A 24,287-nucleotide genomic window follows, 5' to 3' on the forward strand; every position below is an offset into this window, starting at 1 on the left:
TTTACGCTGTCACGGTCAGAAGCGGGCGGTCACCTTGCGGCGCACGCTGTAGTCGGGGCGCAGGCAGGCCTCCGCGTCGAGGAAATAGCGGTTGCTGTCCAGCATGAAGTGCGGGTCGTTGCCGGGCTCTGGGTCGGACCAGCGCTGGAACAAGCGGTCCACCTGCTCGGGCAGGCGGCAGGCGGCCAGTTCGGCGCGGAAAGGGCGTTCGGCGAAGATGCGGGCGATCTCCGCCAGCAGTTGCAGGTGCGGCGCGCGGGTGTCGCGAGGCAACAGCAGCACCAGCGCGCCGCGCACGGCTTCCTGGTCCGGGGCGCCGAAGTCCAGCCCCCGTTTCAGGCCGATGAACAGCGCGCGCGCTCCGGCCAGGCCTTCCACGCGGGCATGGGGCAAGGCCAGGCCGTGGCCCAGCGCCGTGCTGCCGGTGGCCTCGCGCTGTTGCAGCGCCGCCTGCAGCGCCGGCGCGTTCAGCGCGTGGCGCTGGCCCAGCTGACGGGCGGCGTATTCGAACAGCTGGCGTTTATCCGGTATGTCGACGTCCAGCAGGATGTCGCCGCAGCGACAGATGTCGGCCAGGGTTTGCATGGACCTTCTCCTGTGTGGGGATGCAGGCTCATGCTAGGTCGGCGTGTCTAAATTGAAGCTAAATAAATGGCGGCCGGACATCAAAATGTCGTCAACGCTATTCCTTCTTCGGCAGGATCGCGCCCTTGAGCGCCGACGCCTGCTCCTTGAGCTTGTCCATCTGCTGTTTCAGCTCCGGATTCTGGGCGGCGGCGGAGGCGGCCAGCTTGGCGGTGCCCAACGCGGCGCTGGCCTGTTCCTTCAACTGGCCGAGCGGCGCGCTGGCGTTGTCCACGCCCTGATGGACGCTGCCGATGGCGGCGGAGGCGGCCTGCTGCAGCTGGGTGGTCTGTTGCTGGTTGCAAGCGGCGAGCAGCAGCGCGCTGCTGGCGGCGAGGATGGCGATGCGCATGGTTGGGTCCTCTGATGGGCTATGTTGCTAGAGAGCGGGTGAACGGGTTCCTAGTTCCGCTTGGTCGCTGTCCGGAGGGACAAGGCAGGGAAAATCGCCGAAGGAGCGCAGTCGCATGCCAGTAGTGTGCCATTATTTCGTCGCGGCGATGGCCTGTTGACTGTTCGGCCCCGCGCAGGCGGCAGATGGGCCCGAAGCGCCGTTGCGGCTGGTGAATCTGTCGCCGCTCGACGCGCCCAATATGGTTGCGATGCGCAAGACGCTGGATGTGGCGTTTGCGCGCGCGGGCATGCGCTACACCATACGCTATCTGCCTCCCGAGCGTGCGCTGGCGGCATTCATCGCCGGCCAGTTTGACGGCGATCCCAATCGTGGGCCGCAGTTTCAGCTGTTCTTTCCCGATGCCGTCCGGATCGAGCCCCATTTGCGCACGGCCTGGTATTTTGCCGTCAGCGCTTCGCCCGAGGTCAGACCCAAGTCCTGGGAGGATCTGAAGCGTTACCATATTGCTTTTCTGCGGGGCCTGCATGGCGTGGATGTGATGACCCGGGGCGTTGTGCTGCGTGAAATGGTTCCAAGCCATGAGGCATGCATCCGCATGGCGCAGATCAAGCGCGTCGATCTGTGCATTGTTTCCAGCGAATCCGCCGATCGTCGGAAATTCGAGGAAAAATATGGCAGCCAGTTGTACAGCACGCAGTTCGAGCACTTGAATATTTACTTGTGGCTGTCGCCCAATCAGCGTGCTGCGGCCGACAAACTGACTCGGGCCATGCGAGGCATGGCGGCGAGCGGGGAGTTGCAGAAACTGATGGGGCCTTACCGCGCCGACGAATAGCGGATCTGCCGGACGAGCGCCGCCTCAAGATGACGTTGGCAAATCCGCCGTCAGCGGGTAACTTGACGTTTCCCATCCCCACGCGGAGGTTTGCCATGATCACCGTCAGCGTCATCTACCCGCACCGCGCCGGCGCGCGTTTCGATTTCGACTATTACCTGCGGCAGCACATGCCCATGGTGCAACAGTTATTGGGCAATGCCCTGAAGGGCATGCGGGTGGACCGCGGCCTGTCCGGCGCCGAGCCCGGCAGTGCGCCGGGCTATGTCGCGCAGGCGCTGCTGCTGTGCGAATCGCTGGAGGCCTTCCAGCAGGCGTTCGGACCGGTGGCTTCGCGCATCATGGGCGATATTCCCAACTACACCGACATCCAGCCCGACATCCAGTTCAGCGAGGTGGCGCTGTGGGACGAGCGCCAGCCCGGCGTCAGCGGCTGGTACGCCAACGCCCAGTAGCTCAGGCCAGGATGCGCGCGGCCAGGTCGCCGGGCGCCTGGCCTATCGCCAGCCGGGGCGCGCCGTGCCATGCCGCCATCCGGCTCAGCGCCGCGGAGAGGTCGTCGGCCAGCCGCTGGCTGACGCGCGCGCCCGGCTCCAGGTGCAGCGACTTGACCTCGAACACGCCTTCCTTGCGGTGGGCCTTGGCGTCCAGCCTGCCCACCAGCTTGCCGCGGTTGAGCACCGGCAGCGTGAAGTAGCCGTACTTGCGTTTGGGCGCCGGCGTGTAGCACTCGATCTTGTAGTCGAAATCGAACAGCTCCAGCGCGCGCTTGCGGTCCCACACCAGCGGGTCGAACGGCGACAGGATGGCGGTGTTGCCGCTGTTGAGCTTGCCAGCCGCGGCCAGTTCCAGCTCGGCGGCCAGGCCGGCGTGGACGAAGGCGTCGTGGCTCCAGCCTTCCACTTTCACCGGGATCAGCTCGCCCTTGTCGGCCAGGCCGTGCAGCATCTCGCCGTACGGCGCGCGTTTCAGCCGGTAGTAGTCGGCCACCCAGCCGGCCTTGACCAGCCCCAGCGCGCGGCAGCTGTTGCGCACCATTTCCAGCCGCGCGTCCTCCGGCGGCGGCAGGTCGCGCCCGTCGTCCCAGCCGGGCATCACCCGTTCCGCCAGGTCGTAGACGCGCTGGAAGGCGCGCCGCTCCTTCACCATCAGCCGACCCAGCGTGAACAGCACTTCCAGGTGGCGCTTCTCCGGCTTCCAGTCCCACCAGCCGTTGCTCTTGCCGCCCTTGCGCTCGAAGTCGGCGGAGCGCACCGGACCGTGGGCGCGGATGTGTTCGACGATGGCTTCGATGTCGGCGCGGTGCTGGTCCAGCCAGCGCTGCGAATATTTCCAGCCCATGCTTTCGGCGTTCAGCATCCGGTGGCGCATCAGGCCGTAATCGCCGGCGGGCACGAAACAGGCTTCGTGCGCCCAGTACTCGAACAGTTCCCCCTCGGCCAGCAGCTGGTCCAGCCAGGCCGGATCGTAGGCGCCCACGCGGCTGTACAGCACCAGGTAGGGGCTGCGCGCCACCACGCTGATGGTGTCGATCTGCAGCAGCGCCATGCGGCGGACGGCGGCCAGCACGTCGGTCTTGGCGGCCTTGCGGCGCGGGGCGGCAAGCAGTCCCTGGGCGGCCAGTTGCAGGTGGCGGGCTTGTTGCAGCGACAGGTGGAGCGTCATGTCCGGACCGGAGTGAAAGCGGGAGAGATGACTATACCAGCGGCGACCATGGGCATGGAATGCCGCGGGCATGACAAGCCGGCGCGCTTGTGGCAGTGTGGATAGTCCGTTTTCCACTCAGGAGTGGTGGCCATGATCAGCCATATCGACCATATCGTCCTGACCGTGCGCGACATCGAGGCGGCGGTGGACTTCTACCGGCGCGCGCTGAAACTGGAGGCGGTGACCTTCGGCAATGGCCGCCGCGCGCTGCGTTTCGGCAACCAGAAGATCAATCTGCAGACCCTGGGCCAGGAGACGCGCAACCATGCGGCGATCGGCTCCGGCGATCTGTGCCTGATCGCTTCCGCGCCACTGACCGCGGTGATCGAACACCTGAAGCGCGAGGGCGTCGCCATCGTCGAAGGGCCGATCACCCGCAGCGGCGCGATGGGCCCGATCACCTCGGTGTATTTCAACGATCCGGACGGCAACCTGGTCGAGGTCAGCAGCTACAGCTTCTGACGGCGGAATGACATTTATCCTGAATAGGACTGTCTTTTTAGCTGATTGTAATTGAATCGCAGCTATCGTTTAATCCATCATCATTGCCGGATGGCCGGCGATTCAACCCTGATGCCGCGCCGAGGCCGGCTCCCTTTCTTTGGGCGATGTCATGGATACCAGCAAGGCAGTGATTCAACGTTTCAACCGGGAAGTGATAGAAAACGGCGACATGGCGGCGTTCGCCGAACTGGTGGCGCCCGACTTCGTCAACCATTCGGCGCCGCCCGGCGTGTCGCCGGGGCCGGACGGTTTCGCCGGCTTCTTCACCGGCATGCTGCATCCGGCGCTGTCCGATATCCGCGTGCACATCCACGAGCAGATCGAGGAAAACGGCAAGGTGGTGACGCGCAAGACCATAGAGGCCACCCACACCGGCGCCTTCTTCGGCCAGCCCGCCAGCGGCAAGCGCATCGCCATCCACGCGATGGACATCGTGGTAGTGCGCGACGGCAAATACGCCGAGCACTGGAGCTGCGCCGACCTGTACGGCGCGCTCGCGCAGATCCGCGCCGCCTGAAGCGGTTTTCTCAATCGCCGTTGGCGTTGAAGAAGCCGCGCACCAGCCTGTCGTAGCTGCCGTCCTTGCGCATGCCTTCCAGCGACAGGTCGAAGCGGGTCAGTAAGGCCTGCTGCTGAGCATGCTTGTTGATGGCGAGATAGGCATGATTGGCCGCCAGCGTTTCCGCCGACAGCGCGAAGCCATGGTGGCCGCCCTCCCGCAGCGCCAGCTGCAGCGTCTCGCGTATGCCCAGCACCACGTCCAGCCGGCCCAGTTTCAGCTGCTGCAGGTTTTGTTGGTCGCTGTCGCCGTCGAAGGCGGCGAACCTGCCGTCCTTGCGGGCCTGGTCGAACGCGTCGCCGTAGCTCCAGCCGGCGATCACGCCCACCCTTTTGCCGTTCAAGTCTTCCAGCCGGCGGTAGGGCTGCGCGCGCGCGCGGGGATAGGCCATGACGACCCGTTCGATGAACAGCGGCTGGCTGAAGTCGAACAGCTTTTCCCGGCTGGCGGTCTTGATGATGCCGCCGGCGGCGGCGCTGCCGGCGCGCAAGTCCTGCAGCGCCATGCGCCAGGACACGGCGCGCAGGGTGACGGCGATGCCGGCGCGTTCGCAGACCTTGGCGATCAGCAGCGGATAGAAGCCGGCCGCGCTCTGCTTGTCGGCGTACATCAGCGGCGGGTTGCTGGCGTCGAAGTCGACGATCAGGCCGGGCGGCTCGCCGGCGCGGCAAGGCAGGCAGGCGAACAGCAGCAGAAGCAGCGCCAGCGCCCAGAATGGAGACATCGGCCGCATGGAGTTCTCTATCGTTTTCACTGTTGCAGCATAGTATCCGGCGCGGACCGCGGAGGCTCGGACAAGAAAAAACGGAACCCGAAGGTTCCGTTGTCGTATCGATGCCGGCCAAGCCTTATGGATAGACGATGCGCAGCAGGTTGGTGGAGCCGGGGGTGCCGAAGGGCACGCCGGCGATGATCACCATCGGCTTGCCCTGCTCGGCCAGGCTGAGCTTGGTGGCGCAGAAGGTGGTCTTCACCACCATGTCTTCCAGGTTCTCGGCGTCCGGGCCGTGGTAGGCGACCACGCCCCACACCAGGGTCAGGCGGCGCGCGGTTTCCAGCCTGGGCGAGATGCCCAGGATGGGGGTGGACGGGCGCTCGCGCGCCAGCGACAGACAGCTGGCGCCGCTGGTGGTGAAGGCGACGGCCACGGTGACCGGCAGCAGGGTGCTGACCTTGCGCACGCAGGCGGCGATGGCGTCGGTGCGGTCCGGCTCGTCGGCGGCGCTGTAATCCAGCGCCATCACCTTGCGGTAGTCGGGCGCGTTCTCCACGCGGCGGATGATGCGGTCCATGATCTGCACCGCCTCCAGCGGGTACTGGCCGGCGGCGGTTTCGGCCGACAGCATCACCGCGTCCGCGCCTTCGTAGACGGCGGTGGCCACGTCGTTGGCCTCGGCGCGGGTCGGGGTCGGCGCGGTGATCATCGATTCCAGCATCTGGGTGGCCACGATCACCGGGCGGCCCAGGTGGCGGCAGTGGTGGACGATGCGGCGCTGCACCACCGGCACGTCTTCCGGCGGCAGCTCCACGCCCAGGTCGCCGCGCGCCACCATCACGCCGTCGGCCAGCTCGGCGATGGCTTCCAGATCGTCCACCGCCGACGGTTTTTCGATCTTGGCGACGATGCCGACGCGTTTGCCGACGATGTCGCGCAGCGCCTTGACGTCGGCCGCGGTCTGGACGAAGGACATCGCCACCCAGTCGGCGCCCTCTTCCAGCGCGAACTCCGCGTCCTTGCGGTCCTTGCCGGTGATGGCCGACAGCGGCAGCACGGTGTGAGGCAGGTTGAAGCCCTTGTTGCTGGACAGTTCCCCGCCGACGGTGACGCGGGTGACGATGCGGCGCGGATGCATTTCCGCCACTTCGAAGGCGAGCTTGCCGTCGTTCACCAGGATCAGGTGGCCGGGCTCCAGCGCCTCGAACGCTTCCGGGTGCGGCAGGGTGGCGCGTTCGGCATTGCCTTCCGTTTCATCCAGCACGAATTCGTAGCGGTCGCCGGTTTTCACCGTGGTTGGTTGCGGAAACTTGCCGATGCGCAGCTTGGGGCCCTGCAGGTCCACCAGCACGCCGATCGGGCGATCCAGCGTTTTTTCGGCGGCGCGGATGGCCGCCAGGCGCGCGCGATGGTCGTCATGGCTGCCGTGGCTCATGTTGAGCCGGAAGATGTTGACCCCGGAACGGGCCAGTTCCAGGATTTTTTCCGGGGCGCTGGAGGAGGGGCCGAGCGTGGCGAGTATTTTGGTATTGCGAAGCATGACAGTCCTTTGCGGCCCATGCGGCCGATTAGCTTGGAACCATTGCGTGTGTCTTCTGGCCGGCGGCGGCTGTCGGGCGGTGGGCGCCGCGTCGCGTACCCGGCTGCGGCGATGATGCCATATCGCCGCGGCCGCTTCCTTGCGCTGGGTCGAACTCCCGGCGCGTCGCCCGCGCCGGATGCGCGGCCGGCCTTGCCGTTCATGCTGCCATAACTGCGTTGTAGCGGCAGGATTACGTGTTTGCGGCTATTTGTTGGCGAAACAACGTTTTGCCACCATGTCGTGCGCGGACTTCCCGGTTTTTAAGTTCGATTATTTTCTTAATTTTTCGTTTTCAGGCAAGCGGCTGTAACGCATGCAAATGCTTGTTGCGGTGCGGAATCGAAGATTTTCCCATTCTATTGTCCTGAGGCCTCTCTCCTGCGCGGCGACACCGCCGGTCTGCCCCGGCATCTTGCCCGCGGCGGAGGTTGTCCTGGCCGGACGTGCGAAAATGTAGCGCTGTGTTACAGGTTTTATCTGATTGATTTTAAATGATTTCATGTTGTACTTATCGATGAATTCTTCTGGTTGCAGTGCGGAAAATGTATTTTTTTTTACCGGAAGATTGACAAGGTTCTGTTCGGGCCTAGAATTGTCCGCAAATAAAACGAACGTCATAAGCAAAAAAACAAACATTTAGCGCAACGTCGACACCCAGGCATGGTAACCATGCCGCCTTACCGGCAAACAGGAGAAAGTCATGACCGATCAGTACGTGCTGGCCCTGGACCAGGGCACCACCAGTTCCCGCGCCATTCTGTTCAACCGCAGCGGCGACATCGTGTCGCTGGCGCAAAAGGAGTTCCGCCAGATCTACCCGCAGCCGGGCTGGGTCGAGCACGATCCGCAGGAAATCTGGGGCGGCCAGGTGGGCGTGGCCGCCGAAGCGGTGGCCAAGGCCGGCATCGACGGCCGCAGCATCGCCGCCATCGGCATCACCAACCAGCGCGAAACCACCATCGTCTGGGACCGCGAAACCGGCCAGCCGGTGTACAACGCCATCGTCTGGCAGGACCGCCGCACCGCCGAGTTCTGCGATGAGCTGAAGGCGCGCGGCCTCGGCGAACTGATCCGTTCCAAGACCGGCCTGCTGGTCGACGCCTATTTCTCCGGCAGCAAGATCAAGTGGATCCTGGACAACGTGCCCGGCGCGCGCGACCGCGCCCGCGAAGGCAAGCTGGCCTTCGGCACCGTGGACAGCTGGCTGATCTGGAATTTCACCCACGGCAAGGTGCATGTGACCGACGTGTCCAACGCCTCGCGCACCATGCTGTACAACATCCACACCCTGCAGTGGGACGCCGAGCTGCTGGACATCATGGGCATTCCGGCCAGCATGCTCCCGGAAGTGAAGAGCTCCAGCGAAGTGTACGGCCACACCCACGCCGCCCACCTCGGCGTGGAAATCCCGATCGCCGGCGTGGCCGGCGACCAGCAGGCCGCGCTGTTCGGCCAGCAGTGCACCACGCCCGGCATGGTGAAGAACACCTACGGCACCGGCTGCTTCATGATGCTGAACACCGGCGACAAGCCGATCGAATCGTCCAACAACTTGCTGACCACCATCGCCTGGAAGGTGGACGGCAAGGTGCAGTACGCGCTGGAAGGCTCGATCTTCATCGGCGGCGCGGTGGTGAAATGGCTGCGCGACGGCCTCGGCATCATCCGCCATTCGGCCGACGTCGGCCCGCTGGCGCAGGAAGTGAAGAACAGCGACGGCGTCTACCTGGTGCCGGCCTTCGCCGGCCTGGGCGCGCCGCACTGGAACGCCAGCGCCCGCGGCACCATCGTCGGCGCCACGCTGGGCACCAAGGCCGCCCACATCGCCCGCGCCGCGCTGGACAGCATCGCCTACCAGACCCGCGACGTGCTGAAGGCGATGGAAGCCGACGCCGGGATGAGCATCGCCGAGCTGCGCGTCGATGGCGGCGCCACCGTCAACGAACTGCTGATGCAGTTCCAGTCCGACATCCTGGCCGTGGACGTGGTGCGTCCCAAGATCACCGAAACCACCGCGCTGGGCGCCGCCTACCTGGCTGGCCTCGCCGTCGGCTACTGGAAGAGCGTCGACGACATCCAGGGCCAATGGCAGCTGGACCGCCGCTTCCAGCCGGCGATGGCCGCCGACGAAGTGCTGGCCAACGTCAAGGGCTGGCAGCGCGCGGTGAACGCCGCCAAGGTATGGGCCGACGACCAGGCCTGAGCGTATCGCGATTGAATGATCCGCCGCGCCAAGCGGCGGGCGCATCCTTTAAGTTGGAAAGAGACAATCATGAATCCTTTGATGGGCGAATTCATCGGCACCGCGCTTTTGGTGCTGCTGGGCAACGGCGTGGTGGCCAACGTGCTGCTGAAAAACACCAAGGGCCACAACAGCGGCCTGATCGTGGTGGCCTTCGGCTGGGCGATGGCGGTGTTCGTCGGCGTGTTCAGCGTGGCGGCGATCAGCGGCGCCCACCTGAATCCGGCGGTGTCGGTGGCGCTGGCGGTGGCGGGCAAGTTCCCGTGGGAAAAAGTGCCGGGCTACGTCGCCGCGCAGATGCTGGGCGGCATGGCCGGCGCCGGCCTGATGTGGCTGATCTACCGCAAGCACTACGAGACCACCGATTGCGCCGACACCAAGCTGGCCACTTTCTGCACCGGTCCGGCCATCCGCAGCCTGCCGGGCAACCTGGTGTCCGAGATCGTCGCCACCTTCGTGCTGGTGTTCGCCATCCTGTCCATGGTGGCGCCCAAGATGTCGCTGGGCGCGATCGACGCGCTGCCGGTCGCCCTCTTGGTGCTGGGCATCGGCGTGTCGCTGGGCGGCACCACCGGCTACGCGATGAGCCCGGCGCGCGATCTGGCGCCGCGCATCATGCACGCCATCCTGCCCATCCCCGGCAAGCGCGACAGCGACTGGGGCTATGCCTGGGTGCCGGTGGTCGGCTCGCTGATCGGCGGCGCGCTGGCGGCGCTGGCCTTCACGCTGCCGCTTTGATGTCCTAGCTTTTCGACGCCGCCGTGTCCGCACGGCGGCGTTTTCACAAGCCAGCGCAAGACTGGCCCAAGCGGGACCGCCGCCGACAGAGCGCGCGGCCCGCCGGAGCGATCCGCCCCCTTGGGCGACGCCTTATGGTTTCGCCCGGGACGGTGGATAGCTGTTGTCCGCACCTCAACTCGGAAAGAAGTTCCCATGATCAGCCTGTTCAAACCCGCGCCACACCTTCCCCCGCTGCCCGACGCGCAGCAGCACGGCCTGTACCGCCGGCTGCGCTGGCAGATCTTCCTCGGCATTTTCATCGGCTACGCCGGCTACTACCTGGTCCGCAAGAATTTCTCGCTGGCCATGCCTTATCTGGTAGAGCAGGGCTTTTCGCGCGGCGACCTCGGCTTCGCGATGTCCGGCGTCGCCATCGCCTACGGCCTGTCCAAGTTCCTGATGGGCGCGGTGTCCGACCGCTCCAACCCGCGCGTGTTCCTGTCCGCCGGCTTGGTGCTGTCCGCCGCCGTGTTCCTGCTGATGGGCTTCGCGCCGTGGGCCACTTCCAGCGTCGGCGTCATGTTCGTGCTGCTGTTCCTCAACGGCTGGTTTCAGGGCATGGGCTGGCCGGCCTGCGGCCGCACCATGGTGCACTGGTGGTCGCAGAAGGAGCGCGGCGGTGTGGTGTCGATCTGGAACTGCGCGCACAACGTCGGCGGCGGCCTGATCGGCCCGCTGTTCATCCTGGGCATGGGCTGGTTCAACGACTGGCGCGCCGCCTTCTACGTGCCGGCCGCCGCCGCGATCGGCGTCGCCGTCTTCGCCTGGCTGACCATGCGCGACACGCCGCAGTCTTGCGGCCTGCCGCCGGTGGAGGCTTACCGGAACGACTACCCGGAAGACTACAGCGACAAGCATGAGCAGGAGCTGACCGCGCGCGAAATCTTCCGCAAATACATCCTGCCCAACAAGCTGCTGTGGTACATCGCGCTGGCCAACGTCTTCATCTACCTGCTGCGCTACGGCGTGCTGGACTGGGCGCCGACCTATCTGAAGGAGGTCAAGCACTTCTCGGTCGACAAGTCGTCGTGGGCCTACTTCCTGTACGAGTGGGCCGGCATTCCCGGCACGCTGCTATGCGGCTGGATGTCGGACAAGCTGTTCCGCGGCAACCGCGGCGCCACCGGCGTGTTCTTCATGGCGCTGGTGACCCTGGCCACCGTGGTCTACTGGCTGAACCCGGCCGGCAACCCCACCGTGGACATGCTGGCGCTGATCGCCATCGGCTTCCTGATCTACGGCCCGGTGATGCTGGTGGGCCTGCACGCGCTGGAGCTGGCGCCCAAGAAGGCCGCCGGCACCGCCGCCGGCTTCACCGGCCTGTTCGGCTACCTGGGCGGCTCGGTGGCCGCCAACGCGGTGGTGGGCTACACCGTCGACCATTTCGGCTGGGACGGCGGCTTCGCGTTGCTGATCGGCTCCTGCGTCGCCGCCATCGTGCTGCTGGCGCTGACCACCTGGCATGGCCATCAACAGGGCAAGCTGGCTTCGGCTTGAGCATGAAGGGCGCGGCCGGCCAGTCGGCGGCCGCGCGAAAACCCATTTGCACACATAAAACGCGCAAAATAAAACTAAAAACGAAAATGACATGTTGTATTCAGGTTCGTTTTTAATTATTCTGGGTAGTAAAGCTGGCGAGGCCAGCCTGGACTTTAAGCGAGGTATGCGGTGGAAACTTACGATCTGGTAATCATAGGCGGCGGCATCAACGGCGCGGGCATCGCGCGCGACGCCGCCGGGCGCGGCCTGTCGGTGCTGCTGTGCGAAAAGGACGACCTGGCCTCGCACACGTCGTCGGCCAGCACCAAGCTGATCCACGGCGGCCTGCGCTACCTGGAATATTACGAGTTCGGCCTGGTGCGCAAGGCGCTGCAGGAGCGCGAGGTGCTGCTGAAAGCCGCGCCGCACATCATCTGGCCGCTGCGCTTCGTGATGCCGCACGCGCGCGACCAGCGCCCGGAGTGGATGATCCGCGCCGGCCTGTTCCTGTACGACCACCTGGCGAAACGCGAAGTGCTGCCGGGTTCGGAAACCGTCAGTTTCGCCAGGCACCCGTCGGGCGCGCCGCTGAAGGACGCGTTCAAGCGCGGCTTCGTCTATTCCGACGGCTGGGTGCAGGACGCGCGGCTGGTGGTGCTGAACGCGATGGACGCCGCCGAGCACGGCGCGAAAATCCATGTCCGCACCGCCTGTGTCGCCGCCCGCCGCGACGGCGAGCACTGGCTGGCCACGCTGGAGCGCGAGGACGGCAGCCGCTTCGAGGTCCGCGCCCGCGCGCTGGTCAACGCCGCCGGACCATGGGTGCAGAGCCTGATCGAGGACAAGCTGGCGATGCCGTCCAGCAAGTCCATCCGCCTGGTCAAGGGCAGCCACATCGTGGTGAAGAAGATTTTCGACCACCCGTTTGCCTACATCTTCCAGAACCCGGACAAGCGCATCATCTTCGCCATCCCGTACGAAAAGGACTTCACGCTGATCGGCACCACCGACGTCGAATACCACGGCGATCCAGCCCAGGTGGCGATTGACGGCGACGAAATCAATTATCTGTGCGAGATGAGCAACCGCTATTTCCACAGCCAGATCACGCCCGCCGACGTGCTGTCCACCTATTCCGGCGTGCGCCCGCTGCTGGACGACGCGTCCGACAACGCGTCCAGCGTCACCCGCGACTACGCGCTGGAAATGGACCTGAAGGGCGCGCCGCTGCTGTCGGTGTTCGGCGGCAAGATCACCACCTTCCGCAAGCTGGCGGAAGAGGCGGTGGACAAGATCGCGCCGCTGCTCGGCTGCGGCCAGGCCACCTGGACCGCCGGCGCGCCGCTGCCGGGCGGCGACATGCCGGGAGCCGATTTCGGCCGCTTCCTGCAAGGCCTGCGCCAGCGCCATCCGTGGCTGCCGGAAGCGCTTGCCGAGCGCTGGGCGCGCGCCTACGGCACCCGCGTCGGCAAGCTGATCGGCAAGGCGGACAGCCTGGCCGGCCTGGGCAAGGAAGTGCTGCCGGGCCTGTACGAGGCCGAGCTGGCCTACTTGGCGGACGCCGAGTGGGCGACCCGCAGCGAGGACATCCTGTGGCGTCGCTCCAAGCTCAAGCTGCACCTGCCGGCCAACGCCGCCGAGGTGGTGGACGCCTGGCTGGCCGCGCGCGCGCAGCCGCCGCGCGAGGCGCTGAGCGCCTGATTTTCGCGCCTTGTCGATTCAAGCCCGGCCACGCCGGGCTTTTTGCTTGGCTTACTCGATATCGGCCAGCTCGGCCATCCGCGTCGGCGCCGGCGGGACGCCCGGGTCGAGCTTCAGTTCGGTCAGCATGAACGGCGGCTTGTGGCCCTCGGCCAGCAGGAAGGCGGCGACGAAGTCGTCGAAGCGGCGCTTGTCCTGGAAGCTGGCCATGCCGTAGTTGGGCTCGAAGAAGCTGTAGGTTCCGCCGCGGCTGGACATGGCCATCGTATGTTCGGTGGTGCGGAACACCAGCGCGCCGTCGTCGTGCGCGGGTAGACGCGCGCATAGCTGGCGCTCGGCCGGCGTCGCGCCGGGATTGAGGATGTCCACGCTGGCATCCATGCCGTTGCGCTTGCCCCAGCCATCGACCGCCTGCAGGTAGTTGCTCATGTCCTGCTTGGGACTGCCGGTGTTGGCGAACTGGCTGAACTGGAAGTCCTGCATCTTCTTGAGCTGGTTGAGCAGAGGAATGCGCGATTGGCTGAGCGCAGACGGCGTCGCGTCGCCGCGCGGGCCGCGCGCCAGGCTGTCGCTGGCGGCCACCCGGGCTATCCAATCCAGCGTGTTCGCGCCGTTGCCGGTTTTCAGCTGTTCCTCGGCCCAGGCATAAGACAGGCCGTTGCACACGCCCTCCTTCATGTCGGTCAGGCCCAGCTTGGCCAAATCGGCGCGGCAGGGCGTCAGCACCGCCAGCTTCTGGTCGAATACCAGCTTCTGGTCCGCGCCGCCCTGAGCGTTCAGCGTTTTCTCGAAGGGATTGGCCAGCAGCATGCGCATGCGGTCCAGCAGGCCGCCGCCGCCGTGGCGGCTGACCATGGCCGGTTGGAAGCCTGGCGCGCCGACAGGCGTGTTGCCCAGCGCGCGGACGCGGGTTGCCAGCGCGGATGCCGAGGCGTTGGTCGCATCTTGGCGCAGGGTTGAGAGGCCGGATGTCTGGATCATGGGGGAGTGCACGCGCATGACGAAGTCCTTCGGTGTTGATGGCCGCAGTGTCCGTCCTTGGATCTGGCGGGTCTTGCAGATTTCGCTGCCGGGCAAGCCGTTCACTGGCGCGTTGTCGGACTGCATTGCGTCGACCTTGCATGGATGCGCGACGTCAACATCAGCGTTACAGGCCCTAATGCCCCATTAAAAGCTTTCGTTTCACGTCCGGCGGCGGCTTGGCTAGCATGGTGCCGATGCGATCGAAGGAGTCGACATGCGTGTGGCTTTGAGCCCGGCCCTGCTGGACAGGCTGCCGGAAATGGAAGTGAGCGGGCTGCTGGCCCTGGACCTGGATGCCGCCGCCTTGCCGGCCGCCGTGCCGTCGTTGCCGGCGCAGGAAGCGGACCTGGACGCGCTGCTGCGGCGCTGGAAGACAATCTACCGGGCGCTGCCCGGCGACAAGAAGGCGCGCTGCTCGCTGGAATACCTGGTGAAGGCGGCGCAAAACGGCAAGCTGCGCAGCATCCTGCCGCTGGTGGATCTGTACAACCAGGCGTCGCTGATCAGCCTGGCGCCGTTCGGCGGCGAGGACGTCGACAAGCTGGGCGGCGAGCTGACGCTGGATCTGGCGCGCGGCGACGAGCGCTTCCTGCCGCTGGGCCGCGCCGAGGCCGAGCGGCCGCAGCCGGGCGAGGCGGTGTGGCTGAACGGCGAGCGCGAGGTGGTGTGCCGCAGCCTGAACTGGCTGGAATCGGAGCGTTTCAAGCTGACGGCGGGCTGCCGCAACGCGGTGTTCGTCAGCGAGCGGCCGGACGCGGGTTTCCCGTCCGGCGAGGCGGGCATGGACTGGCTGCAGGAGAAGCTGGCGCCGCATGCCGGCCGCTTGCTGCGTTTTCGGCTTGACGCCGGGCGGCCGGATTTCGCCGGCTGAGGCCTCACAGGCGGAATTTGCCCGCCATCTCCTGCATGCGCGTGGACAGGCCGTTCAGGCTCTGCACCGCGCCGTGCAGCTCGCCGGCGGCCTGGGAATTGTCGGCCACCATTTGCGCCACCGTTTCGAAACGCTGGGCGATGCTGTTGCAGACGCTCTTCTGTTCCGAAATGGCGTCGCGGATCTGGCCGACGCCGCCGCTGGCTTCCTGCACGCTGTCGTTGGCTGCCTGCAGATTGGCCATCACCGTTTCCATGGTGTCGCGGCTCTGCCGGGTGGCGTCCAGTCCGCTTTGCACCGTCGAGCCGACCGACTGCGCGTTCTGGCTCAACTGCTCGGTCACCTCCTTGATCTCGCTGGCCGCCTTGGCCGAATTCTCCGCCAGCTTGCGCACTTCGTCGGCCACCACGGCGAAGCCGCGGCCCATCTCGCCGGCGCGCGCCGCCTCGATCGCCGCGTTCAGCGCCAGCAGATTGGTCTGTTCGGCGATGTCGCGGATCTGGGCGGTCAACAGGCCGATGGCCTGGGTGCTGTCGCGGAAGGCCTGCGACGCCTGGTCCACCTGGCCCATCACCGTGTCTATGGTTTCCGCCTGGCGGCGCAGCCGCGCCACCTCGTCCAGGCCGTCGCGGGTTTTCTGCGCGCTATGGCGCGAATCGTCGCTGATGCGGGCGGTCTGGTCGGCGATGGTGTCCACGCTGGTGGCCATCTCCTCAAGCGAGGCGGCGTTGCCGGCGATCGCGTCGTTCTGGGTCTCCGCGCCTTGCGCCAGCGCCTGGGCGGAGCGGCCCAGCTCCTGGCTGGTGCCGCCCACTTGGCGGGCGGCGTTGAGCAGTTCCCCTATCAGCGCGCCCAGGTGGGTACGCACCGTTTCGCTGCAGGCGGCGATGCGGCCGATCTCGTCCATCCGACCGGGTTGGAACGGCCGGGTGAAGTCGCCGTCGGCCAGCCGGGTCAGGTTGGCGACCACCTCGCGGGCGCGGCGGATGATGGTGGCGTTGACGTAGTAGAGGAAGAAGCCCAGACCCAGCACGGTGCCGGCGGCCATGGCGACGCCCACCCGCCATAGCGCGGAGTCGGCGCTGCTTTCGGCTGCGGCGGCGTTGGCCTTGGCGCGCTTGGCCAGCAGTTCGCTGGCCTGGGTCAGCAGCTCGGTCGGCGGCCGGTCCATGCCGGCCACCTGCTTGTCGCCCACCTTGAAGTCGGCGCCGGCCTGCTTGTAGGCGTCCAGCCCTTTGCGGTAGTCGTCGCCCATTTTCTGGTGGGCGGCGACGAATTGCTGCAGCAGTTGCCGCGCCTGGGGATCGGTCGCCGACGCGGCCAGCGCGTTGCCCTCGTCGCGGACCTGTTGTTCCTTCTTCTCGAAATTGCCCCAGTACTTGGCCAGCTTGGCCGGATCCTGCCCGCGCAACAGGGTGTCCTTCCACTCCTGCACCTGCTTCTTGAAATCCACTTGCATGATCAGCACCTGCTGCACGCTTTGCTGGTCGGCGGCCACCTGGTCGCGGAAGGCGCGGATGCTGCCCCACAGCTGGTACAGCGAGAACAGCGACGCGCACAGCAGGATGGCGATCACCAGGCCGACGATGGCGGCCAGCTGTCCGGCCAGCGAAGTTTGACGATCCATGCGACCCTCCAGGCAAGAACGATTCTGTTCTAGTTGTAGGGTAGATCAGGATGTCTTACGAATATTTACGTATTCATTTCAAGCACTTTCCGCCCATCAAGCGGCGCTGACGGGGCGCCATCCCCGGGCTATGGACAAGTCGGCGCGCCGCCGTTGCTTGTGGATAAGCATATCCTGTCGCACGGCGGCGGATTGGCGCGCCCTGGCGGGCGCGTATTGTGGATAAGTCTGCGGCTCGAACATGCCTGTGGATAAAGCACGCTGAATGTTTCGAACGGCGGGTGACGCGCCCGCCTTCCGCCTCACGCGATCAGCTCGGCCTCCGGCAGCGCCGCCGGGTCCGCCCGCCGCGCGATGGCCAGCCCGCCGCCGTCGAACAAGTGGCAGTGGCGCGGGTCCGGCGCCAGGAAGCGGCGCTCGCCGGGACGCGGCTCGGGCTCGTGGCCGGGCAGCTTCAGCGCGATGGTCTCGCCCTCGCCTTCGTGGCGCAGATAGACGATCTGCTGGTCGCCCAGATGCTCGACCAGCTGCACCGTCGTCGGCAGGCCGGACTCGGCGAAGTACAGGTGCTCGGCGCGCACCCCCAGCGTCAGCGGGCCATCGCCGGCGCCGGCCAGCGGCAGCGTCAGCCGGCAGTGTCCGGGCAGCTCCAGCTCCACGCCGTTGGCGTGCTGGTCCAGCGCCTGCGCCGGGATGAAGTTCATCTTCGGCGAACCGAGGAAGCCGGCGACGAAGCGGTTGGCCGGGCGGTTGTACAGATCCAGCGGCGTGCCCACCTGCTCGATGCGGCCGGCGTTGAACACCGCGATGCGGTGGCCCATGGTCATCGCCTCCACCTGGTCGTGGGTGACGTAGATCATGGTGCTGCCCAGCTCCTGGTGCAGCCGCGCCAGCTCGATCCGCATCTGCACCCTGAGCGCGGCGTCCAGGTTGGACAGGGGCTCGTCGAACAAGAACACGCCGGGCTTCCTGACGATGGCGCGGCCGATGGCGACGCGCTGGCGCTGGCCGCCGGACAGGGCCTTGGGCTTGCGCTCCAGCAGGTGTTCGATCTGCAGCGTCTGCGCCGCGCGCCGCACCGCGGCGTCGATCTCCGCCTTGCTCTTGCCGGCCAGCTTCAGGCTGAAGGCCATGTTGTCGCGCACCGTCATGTGCGGGTACAGCGCGTAGCTCTGGAACACCATCGCCAGGCCGCGCTTGGCCGGCTCGATGTCGTTGGCCAGCCTGTCGTCTATCCACAATTCGCCGGCGCTGATGTCCTCCAGCCCGGCGATCATCCGCATCATCGTCGATTTGCCGCAGCCGGACGGGCCGACGAAGACCATGAATTCGCCGTCGCGGATGTCCAGGCTGACGTCGTGGATCACGGCGTTGCCGTCGTCGTACACCTTGCGGATGTTCTTCAGCGAGAGTCTGGACATCTCATTGCTCCTGATAAGGTTGGCCCAGCGCCACCGGCAGGCGGCCGGCGGCGGCGATCTCGCCGGCCAGGCAGCGGCTGGCCGCGAAGAGCGCGGCGTCGGCGAAGCCGTAGCTGATCAAGGCCGGCGCGGCGATGTCGGCGGCGGCGTAGGGGTTCCATAATGCCAGATGCAAGTCCGGTTTCCAGCTTTGCTGTTCGCGCTGTCCGTAGCGCTCGCGGGTGGTGGAGGCCAGCACGGTGAACAGGCCGTCTTGCGGCAGGGTGGACCAGTCGAGCATGGCGCGCTCCTGGAAACGGACGACCTCCAGCGCGTGGCGCCGGGACAGCGCGGCGATCAGCGCATCTGCCGCCAGCCCTTCCTCGGACACGCCGTCGGACGGCGCCTGGTCCTGCACCACCAGCCGCAGCCGCTGGCCGGCCGCCAGCGTCGGGATCTCGCCGCGGGCGGTCAGCGCGCGGGTCCAGGCGTCGGCGAACAGCGCCTCGTCGGCCGCGCGCCGTTCGGCTGGGTAGCCGCAATCGTTGCGGCTGGGATAGCGGCGGATCAGCGCGTCCACCCGCGCGGCGGCCTCTTCCAGCCGCGCCTGCGCCAGTTCGCCGTTTCGCAGGGCGGCGCGCAGCGCGTCGAAACTGGCTTCCATCTCGTCGGCGAATTGCAGCACCAGCGCCAGGTCCGCCCCGGCTTTCAGCGTCTGCACCGCGCCGGCCGGCTGGCCCCAGCGCTCGCGTATCGCCCGCATGTTCAGCGCGTCGGTGATGGCCACGCCGCGAAAGCCTAGCTCGCGCCGCAGCAGGCCGGTGAGGATGGCCGGCGACAGCGTGGCCGGCCAGTCGGCGTCCAGCGCCGGGAAGCGGATGTGGGCGCTCATCAGCGCCGGCGCGTGGGCGGACAGCGCCTTGAACGGCGCCAGCTCGTAGTCGCGCAGCTCGGCCTGCGGCTTGTCCACCACCGGCAGGTCGAGGTGGGAGTCGGTATGGGTGTCGCCATGGCCGGGGAAGTGCTTGACGCAGCAGGCGACGCCCTCGGCCAGGTGGCCTTCCATCCAGGCGCGGGCCAGGGCGGCGGCGCGCGCCGGATCGGCGCCGAAGGAGCGCTCGCCTATCACCGGATTGGCCGGATTGTTGTTCAGGTCCAGCACCGGCGCGAAGTTCCAGTTGACGCCCAGGCTCTTGAGGCCGCGCGCCACCGCGCCGCCGACCCGGCGCGCCAGCGCCTCGTCGCCGACGGCGGCCAGCGCCATCGCCGCCGGGGCCTGCGGCAGGAAGCGGGTGCGCATCACCGCGCCGCCTTCCTGGTCGATGCCGATCAGGACATCGTGGCCCAGCGCGCATTTCAGGTCCGCCACCAGCCGGCGGGTGGAGGCCGCGTCCGGCACATTGCGGCGGAACAGGCAGACGGCGCGCACGCGCATCCTCTGCAGCCGCGCCGCTTCTTCTTCGGTCAATACCGGGCCTGCCACGTCCACCATCAGGCAGCGGCCGGCCAGCTGGTCCAGTCGTTCGTCGCTCAGGGTCATTTCACCGCTCCATCGAATCCGCGCAGGAAATAGCGCTGGGTGAACAGGAACACGATCAGGATGGGCAGCACGGTCAGCACCGCGCCTGCCGCCACCACCCGCGTCTTGAAGCTGAAGGCGCCGGCCAGGTACAGCACGCCGACCGACAGCGGAAACTTGTCCGGGCTGGACATCACGATGGATGGCCAGATGTACTGGTTCCACGCCGACACCGTGGTGAGGATGGTCAGCGCCGCCAGCGCCGGCCGCGCCAGCGGCAGCATGATGCGCCAGAAGATCTGCCATTCGGACGCGCCGTCGACGCGGGCGGCGTCGATCAGATCCTGCGGCACCGCCTCGAACGCCTGCTTCAGCAGGAAGATGCCCACCGCGCCTGCCAGCGTCGGCAGCACCACGCCGCTGTAGCTGTCGGTCAGCTGCAGCTTGGACACGGTGATGAAGTTGACCAGGAAGTTGACCTCGCTGGGCAGGATCATGGTGGCGAGGATGGCGCCGAACACCAGCCGGCGGCCGGGAAACTTCATGCGCGCCAGCGGGTAGGCGGCCAGCGCGCTGACCAGCAGCGTGCCGGCCACCGTCAGCGCGGCGATGGCGAAGGAGTTGCGGTAAAAGGCCAGGATGTCGATGCTGGATACCGCCTCGTGGAAATGCTCCAGCGTCGGCGCGGTGGGCAGCAAGGGCGGCGGAAAGGCGAACACCTCGCCGTCGCCGGACAGCGCCGTCGCCAGCGTCCACCAGAACGGGTAGACGGTGATCAGCGCGATCGCCGACAGCGCCAGGTAATGGACGGCCCGCGCGGCCAGCCGGTCCGCGCGCGCGCGGGCGGCGGGGATGGCCAGGGTGGTGGAGTGGTTCATCGCGTCTCCTCAGCGGTCTCGCGGTTGCAAGTAGCGGAAGTTCAGCCAGGCCAGCGCGATGCAGAACGCCGACATCACCAGGCTGGCGGCCAGCGCGCGGCCGAAATTCAGCGACTTGATGCCGAACTCGTAGGCGTAGTACAGCGCGGTGTAGGTGGATTGCATCGGCCCGCCCTTGGTCAGGATCTGCACTTCCTCGAAGGCCTTCACCGCCGCCAGCACCGACATCACCGAGCACAGCAGGATGGTGGGGGCCAACAGCGGCACGGTGATGCGCCAGAAGCGCTGCCAGCGGCCGGCGCCGTCCAGCTGCGCCGCTTCGTAGACGTCGGCCGGTATCGCCTGCAGGCCGGCCAGGTACAGCACCATGTACCAGCCGATGCCGCGCCAGACGGTGATGAACATCACCGCGAACAGCGCGATGTGGTCGTCGGTGAGCCAGCCCACCGGATCATTGACCAGATGCAGCCAGCGCAGCGCGGCGTTGAGCACGCCGTCCTCGGTGTACATGAAGTTCCAGATGATGCCGATCACCGACACCGAGGTGACCACCGGCAGGTAGTAGGCGGCGCGGAACAGCTTGATGCCGGGCAGATTGTTGTTGACCAGCACCGCCAGCAGCATGGCCAGCAACTGGATGATAGGCACCACCAGCAGGTAGAGCGCCGAATTCTTCAGCGCCGACAAAAACAGCTCGTCGCCGAACAGCTCGCGGAAATTGTCCAGGCCCACCCACTGCGGCGCGTCGATCAGGTTGTAGCGGGTGAAGGCCAGGAAGGAGCCGAAGCCCACCGGCCAGAATGAGAATATGGCCAGCAGCAGCAGCGCCGGCGTCAGGAACAAATAAGCCTGCAGCGTGGTTTTGCTAGGTTTGCGCATGCGAAGTGCCACCGTGTCGAAAGAAAGGCGGCCCGCCGCCGGCGAGGGGGCGGGCGCGGGGAGGTCCGGCTTACAGCTTGCCGCTCCAGTAGGCGGCGGCCTCGTCCAGCGCGGCCTTGGCGTCCTGGCGGCCGGTCACCGCCTTTTCCACCGCGGCCGACAGCCTGGCCGACAGCGTGTCGGCGTTCTTCACCGACAGGAACAGGGTGCGGGTCTTGTCCAGATTGGCGGCGGCGATGCCCACCGCGCGCTCGGCCGGGCCGGCATTGGCGGCCACTTTCTGGAAGTGCGGGTCCTGCGCCGCCTTGCGCGCGGTGGGCAGGGTGCCGGCAAGCTTGGCGAACGCCAGCTGGTTGTCGGCGTTGGTCAGGTAATTGCCGAACTTGCCGATCTCCGGCAGCAGCGCCTTGTCCACGTTCTTCGCCACCGCGAAGTTGAACATCCAGCCGCCGGCGGCGATGCCGGTCGGACCCAGCGGCGCGGCGGCGACGCGGGTGTCGCGATAGACCTTGGGCGCTTCGTCGCGCACGCGGGTCAGCGTGGTGGGCGTGGATTCCAGCATCGCCAGCCGGCCGCTGTTGTACGCCGCCATCGCCACCTGGAAGTTGTCCTGGGCGAACAGATTGTCCTTCAGCAGCGCGCCGGACTTGTAGGCGTCGGCCAGCTTTTTGACGAAGGCGACGTGGGCCGGGCTGTTGAACGCCGGTTTGCCGTCCTTGACCACCTCCAGGCCGTTCTGGATCAGCAGCGCCTCGATCTTGGTCGGGCCCAGGGTGGGCGCGAAGCCGGCGACGCCGGTCCTGGCCTTGATGGCCTTCGCGTATTGCAGCTCCTCGTCGAAGGACTTGGGCGGCTTGTTCGGGTCCAGACCGGCCTTCTTCAGCAAGGCGGCGTTGTAGGCGATGACGTTGGCGCCGTTGTAGTGCGGGAAGGCGTAGACCTTGCCATTGAAGGTGACGTCCTTCAGCGCGCCGGCCACGTACTGGTTCTTGTCGATCAGGCCGTCCAGCGGCTGGATCAGGCCCTCCTGCTGGTAGTCGTAGGCCCAGGGCACGTTCAGGTTGACCAGGGCCGGCGGCTTGCCGGCGCCGACGGCGGCGGTGAACTTGGCCTGGATCACGTCCCAGGGATAGTCGGTCCACTTCACTTCCACGTTCGGATGCTGGGCGTTGTACTTGGACACCAGTTCCTTGAAATAGCCGTCGAACTTGGGCGACAGGCTCATGGTCCACACTTCCAGCACCGGCTTGTCGGCGGCGTGGGCGAACAGGGACGCGGAGGCGATCAGCAGCGACAGGCTCAGGGTCTTCAGTTTCATCGGAGCGTTCTCCTTGGTGGCTTCGGCTTATCGGAGCCGATAGGCGAAATGGCCGGTACTGGCATACCGGCCACTTGTGGCTGGGCGTCAGAAGGTCTTGCTGTAGGAAGCGATCACCTTGACGTCGTTGCGGTCCTTCTTGCCGTAGAAATCGCCGGAGCGGTACCAGGCCGGATACACGCCTATGCTGGCGCCTTTGAGCCAACCGCTTTGCACCGAGTAGCTGGCGCTGAGGTCGATCTCGTGCGCCTTGCTGTCCGGCGCGCCGTTCGGGTTCTTCAGCCCGGTGGCGTAATTGCCGCTGGCGCCGACGCTGAAGCCGGGCAGGCCTTGCTTGGAAAAGTCGTAGCTGACGCCCAGCTTCATCACCCGGGTGCCGTCCCAGACGAAATCGTCATCCTGGCCCCAGGTCTGGATGAAGTTGCGGTTGTCGCTGTTGCCGTACGGTGTCAGGCGGAAATTGACTTCGCCGCCGTCCGGATTGCGGCTCTTGCCCAGGCCGGCCATCAGCGACAGGCCGCCGGTGGCGTAGGTGATGCTGGCGCTGGCATGGCTGGCGGTCTGTGAGTTTTTCAGGCCCAGCGGCGCTTCGTCCTTGCCCTGGAAGTAATAGCCGACGCTGGTCAGCGTGTCGCCGCCGGAAAGTTTCCAGGTGTAGGAGCCGGCGATTTGCGCGGTGCGGCGGTAGTCCTTGCCCTCGCCGAAGCCGATGTCGACGAAGGCGTTTTCCGGCGCGTAGCGGAATCCTATGCTGTTGACGTACTTGATCTTGCCCGGGTTGCTGCCATTGCTGCGGCCCTGTTCCCAGGAATTGGTCATGTCGCGGAAGCGGTTGTCCCACTCGTTGCGGAACTGGTCGGCCCAGCCGTAGCCGAGTTCGAAGTCGCCGATCTTGTACTTGGCTTCCACGCCCCGGTAGGAATGGGATTGCAGGCCGCCTGAGGTGCCCATGGCGCCGATGCTGATCGGGGTGTAGCCGGCGCGGGCGGAAAAGCCCTGTCCGTCCGGGTTCTGGCGGAATTTCAGCGCCGCCTGGCTCAGCACCGCGTCGCTCTTGTCCCTGCCGCCGCCGCCTTCCGCCGGATCGCTCACGTCGTTGTAGTCGTGGTACAGCACTTCGGAAAAGCCTATGCCCTTGCTCAGCCGCAGCGAGGCGTGAGCGGCGGCGTCAAAGCCCAGCTTGTCCCAGGCATAGCCCGATTTGAAGTTCAATCCCAGGTTCAGCGCGTTGACGCGGATGTCGCCGCCATTGCTGTTGTTAGGCTGTTTTTCCTGCCGGTCGCGGCCGTAGTACAGCGCGCTGAGCGTGGTTTCCGATTTGGTCAGCAGGTCGTAGACGTCGCTCTCAGGAATGGTTTGACCGGTGCCCTTCAACGCGGGGCCGTCGCTGCCAGGAGGAACGGAAGACTCTTCCGCCGCCAGGGCGTGGCCGGACAGCGCGGCCAAAACTGCCAGGAATAAGAGATGTTTCTGATGCATGTGCTTGCTCCAGGTCCGATTGCCGAATTCAGGTTGGGACGTCCTGGCTGCACCATATCTGGTCTTATATTGGTCTTCAATTGGTATGAGACAATTCCAGTTTGAATGGAATGTCACCATGTTGTAATGCTGCCATGCAAGATGGGAATTTTAATAAAAACTCAATGAATGATCATTGTTTGCAATAAATACAATATTAACTAGCAAATA

At 66.2% G+C, this 24,287-nt stretch carries 23 protein-coding genes; 9 read left to right on the forward strand and 14 right to left on the reverse strand.

From position 1 onward, the window contains the following. Positions 1–15: 15 nt before the first annotated feature. Together CV_RS01130 and CV_RS01135 are read right to left on the reverse strand one after the other, a co-directional pair. Positions 16–585, reverse strand: coding sequence for a PTS sugar transporter subunit IIA (locus CV_RS01130; RefSeq protein WP_011133796.1), 570 nt, complete (start codon positions 583–585; stop codon positions 16–18). A 97-nt stretch (positions 586–682) separates the two neighbouring features. Then, a complete protein-coding gene (locus tag CV_RS01135) occupies positions 683–976 on the reverse strand; it encodes a hypothetical protein (protein WP_043595224.1) in 294 nt (97 codons plus the stop codon). 202 nt (positions 977–1,178) lie between these two features. Between CV_RS01135 and CV_RS01140 the strand changes: the two genes are divergently transcribed. Beyond that, entirely contained in the window at positions 1,179–1,814 is a 636-nt protein-coding gene (locus tag CV_RS01140; protein WP_043595226.1) for a substrate-binding periplasmic protein, read from the forward strand. A 95-nt stretch (positions 1,815–1,909) separates the two neighbouring features. After that, entirely contained in the window at positions 1,910–2,269 is a 360-nt protein-coding gene (locus tag CV_RS01145; protein ID WP_011133799.1) for an EthD family reductase, read from the forward strand. Between the two features lies 1 nt (position 2,270). Here CV_RS01145 and CV_RS01150 read toward each other — a convergent pair whose 3' ends face one another. After that, the gene (locus CV_RS01150; RefSeq protein WP_043595228.1) at positions 2,271–3,479 is read right to left on the reverse strand and encodes a winged helix-turn-helix domain-containing protein; all 1,209 of its coding nucleotides are present in this window, start codon (positions 3,477–3,479) and stop codon (positions 2,271–2,273) included. Between the two features lie 132 nt (positions 3,480–3,611). On the opposite strand from CV_RS01150, the gene CV_RS01155 reads away from it, so the two are divergent. Together CV_RS01155 and CV_RS01160 are read left to right on the forward strand one after the other, a co-directional pair. Continuing rightward, on the forward strand, positions 3,612–3,983 hold the full coding sequence (locus tag CV_RS01155; protein ID WP_011133801.1) for a VOC family protein: 372 nt from the start codon (positions 3,612–3,614) through the stop codon (positions 3,981–3,983). A gap of 151 nt (positions 3,984–4,134) precedes the next feature. Next, positions 4,135–4,542 carry an ester cyclase gene (locus CV_RS01160; RefSeq protein ID WP_043595231.1) on the forward strand — a complete coding sequence of 136 codons (408 nt, stop codon included), beginning with the start codon at positions 4,135–4,137 and terminating at the stop codon, positions 4,540–4,542. Positions 4,543–4,552: 10 nt separating this feature from the next. Here CV_RS01160 and CV_RS21930 read toward each other — a convergent pair whose 3' ends face one another. From CV_RS21930 to CV_RS23265, 3 genes are all read right to left on the reverse strand, one after another. Beyond that, complete coding sequence (locus CV_RS21930; RefSeq protein WP_052262700.1) at positions 4,553–5,317, reverse strand: substrate-binding periplasmic protein; 765 nt, start codon at positions 5,315–5,317, stop codon at positions 4,553–4,555. A gap of 115 nt (positions 5,318–5,432) precedes the next feature. Further along, positions 5,433–6,839, reverse strand: a complete 1,407-nt coding sequence (gene pyk / locus CV_RS01170; protein ID WP_011133804.1) for a pyruvate kinase — start codon at positions 6,837–6,839, stop codon at positions 5,433–5,435. A 312-nt stretch (positions 6,840–7,151) separates the two neighbouring features. Then, positions 7,152–7,517: a hypothetical protein gene (locus CV_RS23265; protein ID WP_147296171.1), complete on the reverse strand. Its 366-nt coding sequence runs from the start codon at positions 7,515–7,517 to the stop codon at positions 7,152–7,154. Positions 7,518–7,581: 64 nt separating this feature from the next. Here CV_RS23265 and glpK point away from each other — a divergent pair, with 64 nt between their 5' ends. From glpK to glpD, 4 genes are all read left to right on the forward strand, one after another. Continuing rightward, positions 7,582–9,084, forward strand: coding sequence for a glycerol kinase GlpK (glpK, locus tag CV_RS01175; RefSeq protein WP_011133806.1), 1,503 nt, complete (start codon positions 7,582–7,584; stop codon positions 9,082–9,084). A 69-nt stretch (positions 9,085–9,153) separates the two neighbouring features. After that, positions 9,154–9,861, forward strand: a complete 708-nt coding sequence (locus tag CV_RS01180) for an MIP/aquaporin family protein (protein WP_043595233.1) — start codon at positions 9,154–9,156, stop codon at positions 9,859–9,861. Between the two features lie 195 nt (positions 9,862–10,056). Next, a complete protein-coding gene (glpT, locus tag CV_RS01185) occupies positions 10,057–11,400 on the forward strand; it encodes a glycerol-3-phosphate transporter (RefSeq protein ID WP_011133808.1) in 1,344 nt (447 codons plus the stop codon). A 171-nt stretch (positions 11,401–11,571) separates the two neighbouring features. Continuing rightward, entirely contained in the window at positions 11,572–13,083 is a 1,512-nt protein-coding gene (glpD, locus tag CV_RS01190; protein WP_011133809.1) for a glycerol-3-phosphate dehydrogenase, read from the forward strand. A 51-nt stretch (positions 13,084–13,134) separates the two neighbouring features. Here glpD and CV_RS01195 read toward each other — a convergent pair whose 3' ends face one another. Beyond that, positions 13,135–14,082 carry a YopT-type cysteine protease domain-containing protein gene (locus CV_RS01195; protein ID WP_158303293.1) on the reverse strand — a complete coding sequence of 316 codons (948 nt, stop codon included), beginning with the start codon at positions 14,080–14,082 and terminating at the stop codon, positions 13,135–13,137. A gap of 238 nt (positions 14,083–14,320) precedes the next feature. On the opposite strand from CV_RS01195, the gene CV_RS21935 reads away from it, so the two are divergent. Then, a complete protein-coding gene (locus CV_RS21935; RefSeq protein ID WP_011133811.1) occupies positions 14,321–14,977 on the forward strand; it encodes a B3/B4 domain-containing protein in 657 nt (218 codons plus the stop codon). Positions 14,978–14,981: 4 nt separating this feature from the next. Here the strand turns inward: CV_RS21935 and CV_RS01205 are convergent, their stop codons facing one another. The 7 genes from CV_RS01205 to CV_RS01235 form a co-directional block, all read right to left on the reverse strand. Continuing rightward, a complete protein-coding gene (locus tag CV_RS01205) occupies positions 14,982–16,604 on the reverse strand; it encodes a methyl-accepting chemotaxis protein (protein WP_011133812.1) in 1,623 nt (540 codons plus the stop codon). A 302-nt stretch (positions 16,605–16,906) separates the two neighbouring features. Continuing rightward, a complete protein-coding gene (locus CV_RS01210; RefSeq protein ID WP_011133813.1) occupies positions 16,907–18,025 on the reverse strand; it encodes an ABC transporter ATP-binding protein in 1,119 nt (372 codons plus the stop codon). A 1-nt stretch (position 18,026) separates the two neighbouring features. Next, positions 18,027–19,544 (reverse strand): beta-N-acetylhexosaminidase, encoded by a 1,518-nt coding sequence (nagZ, locus tag CV_RS01215; RefSeq protein WP_011133814.1) that lies wholly within the window; start codon positions 19,542–19,544, stop codon positions 18,027–18,029. Further along, a complete protein-coding gene (locus tag CV_RS01220; RefSeq protein WP_011133815.1) occupies positions 19,541–20,401 on the reverse strand; it encodes a carbohydrate ABC transporter permease in 861 nt (286 codons plus the stop codon). Before CV_RS01220 ends, nagZ begins: the two co-directional genes overlap by 4 nt. 9 nt (positions 20,402–20,410) lie before the next feature. Continuing rightward, positions 20,411–21,280, reverse strand: coding sequence for a carbohydrate ABC transporter permease (locus tag CV_RS01225; protein ID WP_011133816.1), 870 nt, complete (start codon positions 21,278–21,280; stop codon positions 20,411–20,413). Positions 21,281–21,350: 70 nt separating this feature from the next. Then, positions 21,351–22,598, reverse strand: a complete 1,248-nt coding sequence (locus CV_RS01230) for an ABC transporter substrate-binding protein (RefSeq protein WP_011133817.1) — start codon at positions 22,596–22,598, stop codon at positions 21,351–21,353. An 87-nt stretch (positions 22,599–22,685) separates the two neighbouring features. Then, positions 22,686–24,077 (reverse strand): OprD family outer membrane porin, encoded by a 1,392-nt coding sequence (locus tag CV_RS01235; protein WP_011133818.1) that lies wholly within the window; start codon positions 24,075–24,077, stop codon positions 22,686–22,688. Between the last annotated feature and the right edge of the window lie 210 nt (positions 24,078–24,287).

Source organism: Chromobacterium violaceum ATCC 12472, from assembly GCF_000007705.1.
Taxonomy (GTDB): Bacteria; Pseudomonadota; Gammaproteobacteria; order Burkholderiales; family Chromobacteriaceae; genus Chromobacterium; species Chromobacterium violaceum.

Excerpts from the sequence above, each read along its gene's own strand:
- CV_RS01130 (WP_011133796.1), bottom strand. The coding sequence starts at position 585 with ATGCAAACCCTGGCCGACATCTGTCGCTGCGGCGACATCCTGCTGGAC.
- CV_RS01135 (WP_043595224.1), bottom strand. The coding sequence starts at position 976 with ATGCGCATCGCCATCCTCGCCGCCAGCAGCGCGCTGCTGCTCGCCGCT.
- CV_RS01145 (WP_011133799.1), top strand. The coding sequence starts at position 1,910 with ATGATCACCGTCAGCGTCATCTACCCGCACCGCGCCGGCGCGCGTTTC.
- CV_RS01150 (WP_043595228.1), bottom strand. The coding sequence starts at position 3,479 with ATGACGCTCCACCTGTCGCTGCAACAAGCCCGCCACCTGCAACTGGCC.
- CV_RS01155 (WP_011133801.1), top strand. The coding sequence starts at position 3,612 with ATGATCAGCCATATCGACCATATCGTCCTGACCGTGCGCGACATCGAG.
- CV_RS01160 (WP_043595231.1), top strand. The coding sequence starts at position 4,135 with ATGGATACCAGCAAGGCAGTGATTCAACGTTTCAACCGGGAAGTGATA.
- CV_RS21930 (WP_052262700.1), bottom strand. The coding sequence starts at position 5,317 with ATGCGGCCGATGTCTCCATTCTGGGCGCTGGCGCTGCTTCTGCTGCTG.
- pyk (WP_011133804.1), bottom strand. The coding sequence starts at position 6,839 with ATGCTTCGCAATACCAAAATACTCGCCACGCTCGGCCCCTCCTCCAGC.
- CV_RS23265 (WP_147296171.1), bottom strand. The coding sequence starts at position 7,517 with ATGTTTGTTTTTTTGCTTATGACGTTCGTTTTATTTGCGGACAATTCT.
- glpK (WP_011133806.1), top strand. The coding sequence starts at position 7,582 with ATGACCGATCAGTACGTGCTGGCCCTGGACCAGGGCACCACCAGTTCC.
- CV_RS01180 (WP_043595233.1), top strand. The coding sequence starts at position 9,154 with ATGAATCCTTTGATGGGCGAATTCATCGGCACCGCGCTTTTGGTGCTG.
- glpT (WP_011133808.1), top strand. The coding sequence starts at position 10,057 with ATGATCAGCCTGTTCAAACCCGCGCCACACCTTCCCCCGCTGCCCGAC.
- CV_RS01195 (WP_158303293.1), bottom strand. The coding sequence starts at position 14,082 with ATGCGCGTGCACTCCCCCATGATCCAGACATCCGGCCTCTCAACCCTG.
- CV_RS21935 (WP_011133811.1), top strand. The coding sequence starts at position 14,321 with ATGCGTGTGGCTTTGAGCCCGGCCCTGCTGGACAGGCTGCCGGAAATG.
- CV_RS01205 (WP_011133812.1), bottom strand. The coding sequence starts at position 16,604 with ATGGATCGTCAAACTTCGCTGGCCGGACAGCTGGCCGCCATCGTCGGC.
- CV_RS01210 (WP_011133813.1), bottom strand. The coding sequence starts at position 18,025 with ATGTCCAGACTCTCGCTGAAGAACATCCGCAAGGTGTACGACGACGGC.
- nagZ (WP_011133814.1), bottom strand. The coding sequence starts at position 19,544 with ATGACCCTGAGCGACGAACGACTGGACCAGCTGGCCGGCCGCTGCCTG.
- CV_RS01220 (WP_011133815.1), bottom strand. The coding sequence starts at position 20,401 with ATGAACCACTCCACCACCCTGGCCATCCCCGCCGCCCGCGCGCGCGCG.
- CV_RS01225 (WP_011133816.1), bottom strand. The coding sequence starts at position 21,280 with ATGCGCAAACCTAGCAAAACCACGCTGCAGGCTTATTTGTTCCTGACG.
- CV_RS01230 (WP_011133817.1), bottom strand. The coding sequence starts at position 22,598 with ATGAAACTGAAGACCCTGAGCCTGTCGCTGCTGATCGCCTCCGCGTCC.
- CV_RS01235 (WP_011133818.1), bottom strand. The coding sequence starts at position 24,077 with ATGCATCAGAAACATCTCTTATTCCTGGCAGTTTTGGCCGCGCTGTCC.